At 42.4% G+C, this 12,395-nt stretch carries 13 protein-coding genes; 3 read left to right on the forward strand and 10 right to left on the reverse strand.

The window, feature by feature from the left end:
* Window positions 1-236 precede the first annotated feature (236 nt).
* From mscL to rplM, 9 genes are all read right to left on the reverse strand, one after another.
* A complete protein-coding gene (mscL, locus tag ACQY73_RS16290; protein WP_428667962.1) occupies window positions 237-575 on the reverse strand; it encodes a large conductance mechanosensitive channel protein MscL in 339 nt (112 codons plus the stop codon).
* A gap of 68 nt (window positions 576-643) precedes the next feature.
* Window positions 644-1,549, reverse strand: a complete 906-nt coding sequence (locus ACQY73_RS16295; protein ID WP_428667964.1) for a DUF3078 domain-containing protein — start codon at window positions 1,547-1,549, stop codon at window positions 644-646.
* A 29-nt stretch (window positions 1,550-1,578) separates the two neighbouring features.
* Window positions 1,579-2,412 carry a mechanosensitive ion channel family protein gene (locus tag ACQY73_RS16300; protein WP_428667966.1) on the reverse strand — a complete coding sequence of 278 codons (834 nt, stop codon included), beginning with the start codon at window positions 2,410-2,412 and terminating at the stop codon, window positions 1,579-1,581.
* 11 nt (window positions 2,413-2,423) lie between these two features.
* A complete protein-coding gene (locus ACQY73_RS16305; RefSeq protein ID WP_428667968.1) occupies window positions 2,424-2,609 on the reverse strand; it encodes a hypothetical protein in 186 nt (61 codons plus the stop codon).
* Between the two features lie 23 nt (window positions 2,610-2,632).
* Window positions 2,633-3,232 (reverse strand): RNA polymerase sigma factor, encoded by a 600-nt coding sequence (locus tag ACQY73_RS16310; RefSeq protein ID WP_428667970.1) that lies wholly within the window; start codon window positions 3,230-3,232, stop codon window positions 2,633-2,635.
* A 244-nt stretch (window positions 3,233-3,476) separates the two neighbouring features.
* Entirely contained in the window at window positions 3,477-4,313 is an 837-nt protein-coding gene (tsf, locus tag ACQY73_RS16315; RefSeq protein ID WP_428667972.1) for a translation elongation factor Ts, read from the reverse strand.
* Between the two features lie 223 nt (window positions 4,314-4,536).
* Window positions 4,537-5,346, reverse strand: a complete 810-nt coding sequence (rpsB, locus tag ACQY73_RS16320; protein ID WP_428667974.1) for a 30S ribosomal protein S2 — start codon at window positions 5,344-5,346, stop codon at window positions 4,537-4,539.
* Between the two features lie 181 nt (window positions 5,347-5,527).
* A complete protein-coding gene (gene rpsI, locus ACQY73_RS16325; protein ID WP_428667976.1) occupies window positions 5,528-5,914 on the reverse strand; it encodes a 30S ribosomal protein S9 in 387 nt (128 codons plus the stop codon).
* Between the two features lie 55 nt (window positions 5,915-5,969).
* Window positions 5,970-6,413: a 50S ribosomal protein L13 gene (rplM, locus tag ACQY73_RS16330; protein ID WP_428667978.1), complete on the reverse strand. Its 444-nt coding sequence runs from the start codon at window positions 6,411-6,413 to the stop codon at window positions 5,970-5,972.
* A 237-nt stretch (window positions 6,414-6,650) separates the two neighbouring features.
* On the opposite strand from rplM, the gene nadB reads away from it, so the two are divergent.
* Entirely contained in the window at window positions 6,651-8,234 is a 1,584-nt protein-coding gene (gene nadB, locus ACQY73_RS16335; RefSeq protein WP_428667980.1) for an L-aspartate oxidase, read from the forward strand.
* Between the two features lie 191 nt (window positions 8,235-8,425).
* Window positions 8,426-9,685, forward strand: a complete 1,260-nt coding sequence (locus tag ACQY73_RS16340; RefSeq protein WP_428667982.1) for a DUF5690 family protein — start codon at window positions 8,426-8,428, stop codon at window positions 9,683-9,685.
* A 61-nt stretch (window positions 9,686-9,746) separates the two neighbouring features.
* On the opposite strand, the gene ACQY73_RS16345 is transcribed toward ACQY73_RS16340, so the two are convergent.
* On the reverse strand, window positions 9,747-10,667 hold the full coding sequence (locus ACQY73_RS16345; RefSeq protein WP_428667984.1) for an RraA family protein: 921 nt from the start codon (window positions 10,665-10,667) through the stop codon (window positions 9,747-9,749).
* A gap of 258 nt (window positions 10,668-10,925) precedes the next feature.
* On the opposite strand from ACQY73_RS16345, the gene ACQY73_RS16350 reads away from it, so the two are divergent.
* Window positions 10,926-12,359 carry a mandelate racemase/muconate lactonizing enzyme family protein gene (locus ACQY73_RS16350; RefSeq protein ID WP_428667986.1) on the forward strand — a complete coding sequence of 478 codons (1,434 nt, stop codon included), beginning with the start codon at window positions 10,926-10,928 and terminating at the stop codon, window positions 12,357-12,359.
* Window positions 12,360-12,395: the final 36 nt, after the last annotated feature.

Genomic DNA, 12,395 nt, shown 5'->3' on the forward strand with positions numbered 1-12,395 from the left:
GATTAAGAAGTAGTAGGGACGTCGAATCGACATGACAAACGTACTACAAAAAAAATCGCCAAAAAAACACGTAAAAATACCTACAAGCTTATAATTATTTGATTATTAAATACTTACAACAAGACTTGGCAAACGAAATCAGTACTACCACTTGATAAAACACGTAGAAATACGTATAACAAAAAACCCCTTTTGCAAGTCTGCAAAAGGGGTTTTTGTACTTATAAACTTTGCAGTTATTCTTTAGGAGCCAGTGAACCGGACAATTTAGCTTTATTTGCCAATTTCACAATCAGGTAAATTACCCACATGGTCATTAAGAATTGAATAATTACGTTCAAGAAACTTCCGTAACGAACGGCTACTTCGGCTACACCTGCCGCCGGATCAGCCGCTTTTAAAACTACTTTAAGAGCCGAGAAATCAACTCCACCAACCGCAAGCCCCAAAATAGGGTTAATAATATCATCCATAAAAGCAGCTACTACTTTTCCAAAAGCAGCACCAATAAGAACCCCAACTGACAAGTCAAGAACGTTTCCTTGCGCAATAAATGTTTTAAATTCTTTAAGCATAATAAAATAGGGTTAGAGATTTTAAGAACAAATAAGAGTGAATATAGGGATAATAGTAAGAAAGTCAACTACCAACTATACAAAAATCCAAAGTTGATCGATTGTGCCAGCTGCATTTTTGCTACTTGGTCTTGATCATAAATAGCGATCAGGCCCAGATTAACATTGAAATATTTGGCAAATTTGGCCGTTAGCTGCGCATCCAAACGATTGTCAATGGCTTTCAGATCCTTTGTGCTTGCAAACCCCTGATATCGCCATTTAAAGTTGACATCTTTGGCTATATCTTTATCAAAGTTCATCACAAGTTGCATAAGCGCAATCTCATTTCGGACAGACTTTCCGCGTTCAACACCGTAATTAGAGAATTTATATTCAGGAGTCAGAAGGTCTATGGACTTGTACAGGTTTTTATTGCCTAAGATGGTTTGCCGAACCGCTCCCGGCGAAAATTGCATATTGAAGAATTTGGTGGGCTTCCATTCTAAACCAATAGCTTCCGTCAAATACGCCGGCGTAAAAAAAGCAGAAATGAATGGCGCACGTTCATCCTTATAGTCGCGACCATTGGAAATCTGTGAAAGAAAGTTAAGAGTACCAATGAAATACCATTTTGAATCGGCGTGCAGTTGTCGTCCGTATTTAGTATCAAAAAACAAACGATCTATACTTTTTCGAAAATCATCTTCTTTATTCTTAATGGCTCCCAGCTGAAACTGAAAATCATTCACCCAGTTATCCAATCCTTTGGTGTATTCACCTTTAGAATTTAGGTAAACTCCAAAAGCAATGTTATTTATTCCACCTCCCTGCCAACTGTTACTGAATGTTCCCTGACTAAGGTTAAGGCCAAATTTTGAGGCTTTCTTCCAATAACTTGTATCTTTTACTGCTTCTTCCTGTGCTGAAGCACTAAAAGAAAATATACATAGAAAGCACAACGAAATAACAAAACAGGGAAATCCGGTTTTCATAGCTTAAAAAAAATAAGTTTGCAAAAAATTTATTCGTTTTCAAATACTTCCACTTTTTTCGATTGAAGTGTTTGGAGCGGAAATATTGTTTTCGTTTCGCCGGTTTGGAGCGTCAATGTAGTGCTATCAAGGCCTGTAATGATTCCTTTTGTTTCATCTACCTTTATGGTCTGGCCTTCACGATAACGATTTTTGGTATAAAACGAAGATAGGATATTGGCCAGAACATCACGAGAAGCAAATCCATATCCTACCGCAAAGGCAAATATGATTCCTCCGATGAGCAAATTAAAACTGGATTCCAATAACTCGGTATTAATACCTGCCTGACCCAAAGCGCTTATAAGGGTTATGATTACAAAAAAGGCGAAAACTATATTGCCGATTAATTTAGCAGAAGGAACATTAAAGGATTTACAAATAGAAGTCACTGCATTTTTAATGGCCTCTGCCACAAGTACGCCAATTTGAAGCATGATTGCTGCTACAATAAGTTGTGGCACAAAATTGACTAATTTTTCAACCAGACTTGTAATTGCCCCTATGCCCAATGTTTTAGTAGCATCCGTCACAAAACCAAGCATTATGAAATAATACAGAACTTTGGATACGATTTGGCTTAACTTAATTTCAGTTTGCAGTTGTTTTACAATACTTATTTCATTGAGTTTATCCCCAATTTTGTCGAAACCTACCCGTTCTAATATTTTTTTAGTGACAATTGCTAATATCTTGGCTACAGCATATCCAATAAATAATATAAAAAAAGCGAAAATAAATCGTGGTACAAATTCAGCAAACTGATTGATCAGCTTTGTTAAAGTGCTGATCAATACTTCTTTTAAATTAGGCAATTCTTTCATCAGTAAAGGTTTTATTTTGATTCGTCGTTTGGCTTATCAGGGTTAATCATGACTTCTGCTGCACTAAAGAAATGGCTGACAAACAGTGTAACAATTTCAAATGTATTACGCAGTGTATCTATTTCTGAAACCAACGCTTTTTTCAGCGATTCAGGCACTTTATCATCGGGATCAATATCAAAAAAACTGTTATTCATAATTGTTGAGAACCTAAACAGGTTTAGTGTTTTGCCCACCATTTGAGTAAAATAAGTACTTTACTTACTAATAGTGTAGTAAATAGCAAACTTTCCGCATATTTCTTACGCAATTTCTCACGTGTCCGTTTAAGTCTCATTTTGACAGCACTTTCAGTGAGGCCAAAGGTATCTGCTATATCTTTAATGCTAAATTCATCCTGATACTTCATCAGGACAATGGTGCGCTCTTCATGAGATAGCCCGCCGAGTACTTCACGAAGACGTTTTGCATCCATTTCCATTTCGTTGATATCATCCGAGTCATCAATTAAATCAATGCCTTCCGTCAATTCATCCTCTGCAAGTTTCCTTGTAGTTCTCAATTGATCCATACAATAATTGTACGTAATTGAGAATAGCCATGTCGAAAATTTAGAATTTTCTTTAAATGACCCTACCCGTACAATCAGCTTTAAGAAAATATCATGGGTAAAGTCTTCTGCTTTCGCCTGATCTTTTACAAACGAAAGGCATTTACGATATACCTTATCGGCATAGCGGTCATATAGTTCTTCAAAGAAAGGGTTACGTTGGGTATCAACGTATAAACGCACCAACTGCTCGTCAGTATAGTTTTTCATTCCAATCGAGTGTACGCTCATTATGACGCAGGAAGGGGGGCTTAGTAACAAAATGAGAAGAAAAATTTGTAATTTTTACCTGATTTTGCATTAAAAATAATGAGATAAGTCATTATGAGATAAAAATAAGGCTTTTGCACTAATATTATTTAATTTCAACCGTTTTCGGGTGATAATCAGCAGGAAAAAGACACAAAAAGCCCCGAAAATTACTCCGGGGCTTTCAAAAACTATGACTTTTTAATTATGCACCAATTGCTATGTGCTTAAAGGTTGTCACGGTCAATCCTTTTTGCGTTTTATCAAGCAATTGAGAAATGGTTAAAGAACCGTCTTTGATGAATTCCTGATTCAACAAAGTGCTTTCTTTGTAAAATTTGTTCAAACGACCCAGAGCAATTTTTTCAAGCATTGCTTCTGCTTTGCCTTCATTGCGGGCAAGTTCTTTACCAACTTCGATCTCACGCTCAATGACCGCAGCATCTACGTCACCTTTATCAACCGCAATCGGTTTCATGGCAGCAACCTGCATTGCAATGTCACGGCCAACTTCTGAAAGATCCGCACCATTTACGCCCGTAAAAGCAACCAATACGCCACGTTTATTATTAGAGTGAACGTAAGAACTTACTACGTCTGCCGATACGTTTTCGTAGGCGATCAGTTCAAGTTTTTCACCAATTTTACCGATAAGCTCAGTAATATGCTCAGCAAGCGTACGACCGTCAGCTTGAGAAGTAGCAAGCAACGCTTCTTTATCAGGAGCATTTCCGGCCACTGCCTGGCTCATGATATTGGTTGCCATATTTTGGAAACTTTCTACTTTGGATACCGGTTCTGTTTCGCAGGCCAAACCTACGATTTTACCGTTAGTACCATCCGGACTAACGTGTACCAAGACAATGCCTTCAGAAACTACGTTGTCGGCACGTTTAGCGGCCACTTTCTGGCCTTGTTTACGAAGAATGTCAACTGCCTGCTCAAAATCACCATCGGCTTCGGTAAGGGCTTTTTTACAATCCATCATACCTGCACCGGTCATTTGACGAAGCTTGTTAACATCTGCTGCTGTGATAGCCATTTGCTTAAATTTTTGATTTTAGTAATGAGTAATGTATCTAATGCATTGAGTGGCAACAAAATAAGTAAATGGTAAAATTACGTAATCCCCTCTACTTTGTACTCAATACTTACTTTATGAAATCGTTAAACGGAATAGCCCATAGCTTATAGAAGGCTACGGGCTATCCGATTGGACGGCTGTGCCGACCGCCGCCGAAGCGGAATTATATAGTCGAAGGTTTTTATTCTTCGGTTTCTGACTCAATAGCGGCTTTTGGCGCTTCTACTACTACATCACCACTTTCATCTCCTGCACGTTTTGCATCTTCTTCCTCTGCTAAACGCGCATCATCACGCTCCTGCTTGCGTTCCAATAAGCCTTCCTCAATTGCTTTTCCGATCGCTAGTGTAATCAACGAAATTGATTTGTACGCATCATCATTGGCAGGGATCACGTAATCTACCTCGTTAGGGTTAGAGTTAGTATCACACATGGCAATGACTGGAATGTTCAGACGTTTTGCTTCGGCAACGGCGATGTGCTCGCGTTTTACATCCACAATAAACAAAGCAGCAGGCAAACGGGTCAAGTCAGATACACCACCCAACAAACGCTCCAATTTATCCTTCTCACGACCTTTGATAAGACGCTCACGTTTTGCGATGTTGCTTGCAGTAGACTCGTCGCTAAGCATTTTGTCCAAACTCTGCATTTTTTTCAATGACTTACGAATAGTGGCGAAGTTGGTCAACATACCACCCAACCAACGTTCCGTTACGAATGGCATCTTCAAACGACGCGCTTCTTCCGATACGATTTCCTGGGCTTGTTTTTTGGTAGCGACAAACATCACTTTACGTCCTGAACGTACTACGCTTTTAACATAGTGACATGCCTCATCCAATGAAGCAATGGTTTTGTTAAGGTCGATGATATGGATTCCGTTTTTCTCCATGAAAATGTATGGAGCCATCCGGGGATCCCACTTACGGGTCAAGTGACCAAAATGTACGCCTGCATCCAACAGGTCTTTATACTCTAATTGTGCCATTTTTTTGTTTTGATAAATGTTTTGAAATTAATCCTCACCAACGGAGGATCTTAAAAGTGTGCAGCACCACACATCGGACACGATAAGCGCGGCCTGGACGTATATGTCAGTTAATCATTATCAGCAGGCATGCAGGAAAAAGTCCCAAAGAATACCGAACTGACAGTGACCAACAATGATATTAACGTTTAGAGAACTGGAACCGACGACGAGCTTTGGCGCGACCGTATTTTTTACGTTCAACCATACGTGCATCACGCGTCAGGAATCCTTCTTTTTTCAATGCAGGACGAAAGTCGCCGTTGATTTCACACAAGGCACGGGCAATTGCCATACGAGTGGCTTCTGCCTGACCTCTGATACCACCTCCGCGAACATTTACTTTAATGTCGTAGCTTGCTGCTACATTAACGGTGGTCAACGGTTGCTTCAAAATGATTTGAAGTGTTTCAACAGGGAAATACTCAGCAAACTCACGGCCATTGACCTTGATGTTGCCTTGCCCGGCTGATACATATACACGAGCCACTGAAGTTTTTCTTCTACCTACTGTGTTAGTAACTTCCATTTTTTTATTTTTAGTGGTTAAAAGTCAGCGTGCTAACTCTTAACGAACTCGTTTTTTAAAACTTGATCTCTTTAGGTTGTTGAGCCGAATGCGGATGCTCTCCACCTGCATATACATACAGGTTAGTAAACATACGACGTCCCAAACGGTTCTTAGGAAGCATCCCTTTCACGGCCATCTCAACGACGCGGTGTGGGTGTTTGTCCAAGATCTCACGAGGAGTAGCGAAACGCTGTCCACCCGGATGTCCTGTGTGGCGAACGTATTCTTTGTCGGTCATTTTCTTGCCTGTCAAACGAATTTTGTCGGCGTTGATGACAATCACATTGTCTCCGCAATCTACGTGCGGGGTAAAATAAGGCTTGTGCTTTCCACGCAAAATTTTGGCAATTTGGCTAGCCAAACGACCTAAAATTTCGCCGTTAGCATCGACCACTATCCAGTCCTTTTGGACGGTAGCGGAGTTAGCCGATACGGTTTTGTAACTGAGTGTATCCACTTTAGTTATTACTTTTTTCGTTGAAAATCAATTAATTAACTATATAAACGGGCATTTTGAGGCGAAAATCGGACTGCAAATATAGCGGTTTGGTTTTTGAATCACAAAATGATTCTGAAAATTAAATTATTAGTGATTTATTCTTTATTCTTGCAGTGGCAGAGCAGTGTCCTATTGAAGAGGCATTTACTGCCCGAAACGTATAACTCGCACCAGTACATTGAAAATTATTTTTATATGCCTCAATTCGATTTTTTAGTGATTGGCTCCGGCATCGCCGGCTTGAGCTATGCAGCCAAATTGGCCCGGCATTTTGATGCGCAAAACGAAAAAGTTTCCATTGCGGTCATCACCAAAGTACAAGCCGAAGAAACCAACACAAAGTACGCTCAGGGCGGTATTGCGGCCGTGTGGGCAGAAGAAGATTCTTTCGAAAAACACATCGACGATACGATGGTGGCGGGCGGTGGAATCAGCAAACGCAACATCGTAGAAATTGTGGTCAAAGAAGCCCCGGAACGTATCATGGAGTTGATTTCGTACGGCACTCGGTTTGATAAAGAAGCCGACGGCGAGTATGATCTCGCCAAAGAAGGAGGACATTCTGATCACCGTATTTTGCACTTCAAAGATGCAACCGGTGCCGAAATTGAACGAGCATTGCTAAGTGAAGTAAAGAGTCATGCTTCCATTCAGATTTTTACGCATTATTTCGCCGTTGATCTGATCACCCAACACCATTTGGGTGAAACCGTCTATCGTCACCGCGATGACATTAAATGCTTCGGTGCATATGTTTTGAACACAAAAACGGGAGAAGTTGAGAAATTTTTGGCGAAAACCACGATGTTGGCAACGGGTGGAATCGGCAATATTTACCAAAACACCACCAATCCGCGCATTGCTACCGGCGACGGAATAGCGATGGCCTACCGTGCCAAAGGCGTTTGCGACAATATGGAGTTTATCCAGTTTCACCCTACGGCGCTTTATCAACCCGGCAAAAAACCTAATTTCCTTATTTCAGAAGCCGTGAGAGGGTTTGGCGGAATTTTGCGGAATAAAAAAGGAGATACGTTTATGGAGCATTACGACCCGCGCCTGTCACTTGCTCCGCGTGATATTGTGGCACGTTCCATTGACTCCGAAATGAAAAAATACGGTGACGAACACGTTTACATTGACGTTACCCATTGCGATTACGAGAAATTTATCGAACATTTCCCCAATATCACCGCTTATTGTCGCGACAATCTGGGCATCGACATTCGTAAAGATTACATTCCCGTTGTTCCTGCTCAACATTACATGTGCGGCGGGATCAAGGTCAATGAGTTTGGGCAAACCAATATTTTCTACCTCTATGCCACGGGCGAATGTGCCTGTACAGGCCTACACGGCGCCAACCGTTTAGCATCCAATTCGCTGCTTGAAGCGGTAGTATTTGCGCATCGGGCATTCGAGAAAACAATCGAAAACCTAACGGGTGCACTTATCCCGGACAATATTCCTGAATGGAACGACGAAGGAACCACACATCCGGAAGAAGCGATTTTGGTCACCGAAATGACGAAAGAATTAGAAGCCATCATGTCAAATTACGTCGGGATTGTGCGAACCAATCGTCGTCTGAAGCGTGCGCATGATCGCGTAGAGCTTATTTTTAAAGAGCACGAAGAATTGTATTGGCAGTCAAAAGTGTCGGTTCCGATCATGGAACTTCGCAACATGATCAATGTTTCGTATTTGGTGCTCAAAATGGCGATGGCGCGACGTGAGAATGTAGGCCTTCACTTCAATTTGGATAATGTAAAAAAGTAAATAGCGCGAATTGTAAATTCGCATCAGAGTCAGGCAGGATTTAAAATCCTGCCTGGCTCAAAATCCTGCCCGGCTTTGTTACAAATTCTCCCCGGCTTGAAGTAAAATATAACGTTGCCGAAACGTAGAATTTGATATTTTTGGGTGTTTGTTGATAAACACCCTTTTTTTATTATTACTAAACCCGTTTTATGAAAAAACCTTCTGATTTTCGCCTCATGGTATGGGGTTCTACGGCTGCTTTTTGTGCCTATGCCTGTATGTATGCTTTTCGGAGAGGAATCACGGCAGCCACATTTGACGGAATGGTTTTTTGGGGAGTCAATTATAAAATTTGGTTGATCACGCTGCAAGTACTGGGCTACGCCTTCTCAAAACTCATTGGTATTAAGGTAGTTTCAGAAATGAAACCTGCCCAACGCGCCCTTTATTTATTATCTTTTGTGGGTTTCGCTGAATTGGCATTGTTAGGTTTTGCCTTGGTCCCGGCTCCTTACAATATTCCTTTTTTATTCCTGAACGGTCTGCCGTTGGGTATGGTGTACGGTACGGTGTTAGGCTTTTTGGAAGGCCGGCGCCAAACGGATGCGCTGGTCGCCGGGCTTACCGCTTCTTTCATTTTTGCGTCAGGATTTGTGAAAACCATTGGCAAAACGCTGCTTAATAATGGGGTTTCAGAGTTTTGGATGCCGTTTACTACCGGGCTTTTATTTGCTTTGCCGTTATTATTGGCAGTTTGGGCATTGGCTAAATTGCCCGCCCCGACAGCCGAAGACCGCGCCGAACGTACCGAACGTGCCCCCATGAATGCCGCCGACCGCAGTCGCTTTATTCAAACATTTTCGGTTGGGCTGATCACCCTGATCGTTTCCTACGTTTTCCTGACAGCCTTCCGTGATTTCAGGGATAATTTCGCGCCCGAAATATTGAAATTGGCAGGGGTAGATAATCCGTTGATCTTTACCCAAACCGAAACCTTTGTCTCCGTATTTATTTTGCTGTTGATGGCTACCTTACGTTGGGTAAAGGACAATTGGAGAGCATTTTATCTTATTAACCTTTTATTGATCGCCGGAGGAATTACGGTAGGAGTCAGTACGTGGATGTTTCAGCAGGGAATGCTGTCGCCGGGAGTGTGGTTTACGCTGACGGGTGTGGGATTGTATCTCGCTTATGTACCCTGCAACGGCCTTTATTTTGAGCGGTTTGTGGCTTCATTTAAATACGTCAGCACAGTAAGTTTTGTGGTAACGTTGGCCGATTGGTGGGGGTATCTGGGAACGGTGATAGTATTGCTCTACAAAAACTTCGGCCAACCCAACATCAGTTTTCTGGATTTCTTTATTTACGGTGCTTATATTTTGGCGGTGGTGTACGTGGTGTTGGTGGTGGTTTCGTTTGGATTCTTTAAGCGGAAGTACGAAACAATGAAACCTGAGATTGCCCATTAAACACTAAAGCCGGAAGATTAAAAAATCAACTTCCGGCTTTAGTGTTTTTATTATTTTTTCCTTACTCCTTCGACAAAAACGCCTCGATCTGCTCCGACGTCAGGTAGACTTTGCCTGAGCGGGTTTTGAGATGCTCACGGAATGCGGTTTTAATCGGCTCTGACCACTTCATATCAATTTCTCCGGGCGTAAATTTATTTTCGCGGAGCATTTTATGGCCAAACTCGTCTTGCAGCGCAATAAATTCAGCACGGTTCACTACTTTTTCGGCCAAATGCGCCGGGATGAAAATAACACCTTCGGGTTTGCCCAAAACTAAATCTCCCGGCAATACTGACGCCCGACCGATGCGAATGGGGCAATTGATACAAGTCATGGTCATGTCTTTGATGGCCGAGGGATCGTAGCCGCGCGTAAAGCCGACAAACCCGTCAATGGCGCTTAATCCTTCCAAGTCGCGCACACTGCCGTCAAACACGATGCCCGTTTTGGATTTAGCGTAGATGGAGTTACCGAGGTTATCGCCGATGAGGGTTCCGTCCACGATTTTTCCGAAACCGTCGGCTACATACACGTCATTGATTTGAAGGGCATCAATCGGCCAGGAATTGGAGGCTCCTTTTCGCCCTTCAGCTTTACCTTTTTCTTTGATGGGTTTTTCCATGTCCGGACGGGCGGGCATGTATTGGGCCGTCAGTACGCGGCCAACGAGGGGCTTTTCGGGGTGAATAATTTGAAAATTCCCTTCAAATTGATTGTTGTACCCATCGCCGCGCATGATGCCCCATGCTTCTTCGATGGAGACATTTGCCAATCGTTTTACGATCTCATCGGGTACCTTAGGACGGCCATCCGGGAAGCGTTCGCCTTTCCATTCCTGCGTGTAAAATTGAATAAGTTCTTTAGGAGCTTGTATCTGGGAAAATGCAGGAGTAAACAGCAAGGATGAAAGGAACAGGGAGAAAAGGGATAGCTTTTTCATAATAATAATGTCTCTGCCCCAAAAGAGCTTTTTTAGTTTAGCCGCCCTTTGTGAATCAAGGGGCTTCTACAAAAGTCCAACAATTAACTTTTTCACACTTCTATCTTTTTCCAACGGTGAATTTTGAAATATTTTCAGAAAAAATTGACCTAATCTTGTGCCGTTGTACGGACAACCGGTAATTTAACGGTTCATCAGAGTCAAAATTCGTTATCCTAAATCTCATTGTTTCGCTCACTTTTTTAATTCTAAGCCCAAATGAAAAAATTATTCGACCGCTTAAAACTGCCTGATGCTCACGCTCAATCCGAAAATAAACGCCGCAATTTTCTAAAAAAAGGTGTGTTAGGCGGGTTATCGTTGGGGCTGATGTTGGATGGTAAACATGAGCAGGAAATGGAATACATCACCCAAAAAGTAAAGCGTGATTCCAAACCTGCCGAGCTTAAAATTACCGACGTACGCATTGCCCATTTAGGGGGGGTACCTTTCAGAAGTCCCATCATCCGAATTGATACCAACCAAGGCTTAGTAGGTTGGGGAGAAGTAAGGGATAACGCCAGTCCTAATTATGCTTTGATGCTCAAAAGTCGATTGCTTGGACAAAATCCCTGTAACGTAGAAAAAATCTTTAAAGAGATCAAGCAATTCGGCGGGCACGGCCGGGCGGCGGGCGGCGTTTGCGGCGTAGAAATGGCCTTGTGGGATTTGGCCGGCAAGGCGTTTAATGTACCGGTCTATCAAATGTTGGGGGGAAAATATCGCGACGAAGTCAGAATGTATGCCGACACGCCCGAAATTGATGATCCAACCAGTTTTGCTAAAAAATTGAAAGAAACCCGTTTGGATAAAGGCTATACTTTCCTCAAGATGGACTTCGGTATCGGTCTTTTAGCCGATAAACCCGGAATGTTGACGGGAGCTAACGTATGGAAACTTAACCAACGAGATAATAAACCCAAGACTGTGGGTAATTATGGAAATACCAAACACCCTTTTACGCGCATACAGATCACCGATAAAGGATTGGAATATATTGCCGAATACGTAAACAAGATACGTCAGGGAGTAGGCTATGATATACCGGTTGCGGCTGACCACTTTGGTCACTTTGACGTAAATACGGCCATTCGCTTGGGCAAAGCCGTGGAAAAATACCAATTGGCGTGGCTCGAAGATCTTGTGCCTTGGTTTTATACCGATCAATGGAAACAAATTTCGGATGCCATTGAGACACCTACACTCACCGGTGAAGATATCTTTCTGAAAGAAGAATTTATTAAATTAATCAATGCCAAAGCCGTTGACATGATTCACCCCGATTTAGCATCTTCGGGAGGAATTTTGGAAACGAAAAAGATCGGTGATTACGCCGAAGAACACGGAATTCCGATGGCGATGCACTTTGCGGGAAGTCCTATTTCTTTTATGGCAAATGTTCATTGCGCCGCCGCCACCGAAAATTTTGTGGCCCTCGAACACCACGGCGTGGATGTTGCCGGTTGGGAAGATATTGTAACAGGAGGTAAACCACTCGTAGTGAATGGGTTTGCTCCCGTACCCAACAAACCCGGCTTAGGCGTGGAACTTAACGAGGAAGTGGCCAAACGCTTCCTGTTGAAAGACCAGAAATGGTTTGCCCCCACTGACGAATGGAACACCAGAGATTCGCATGATCGGGATTGGAGCTAGTTCATTTTTAACCTATAATAAGTATCCAATGTGGCG

The sequence above is a fragment of the Runella sp. genome, assembly GCF_965279615.1.
Classification (GTDB): domain Bacteria; phylum Bacteroidota; class Bacteroidia; order Cytophagales; family Spirosomataceae; genus Runella.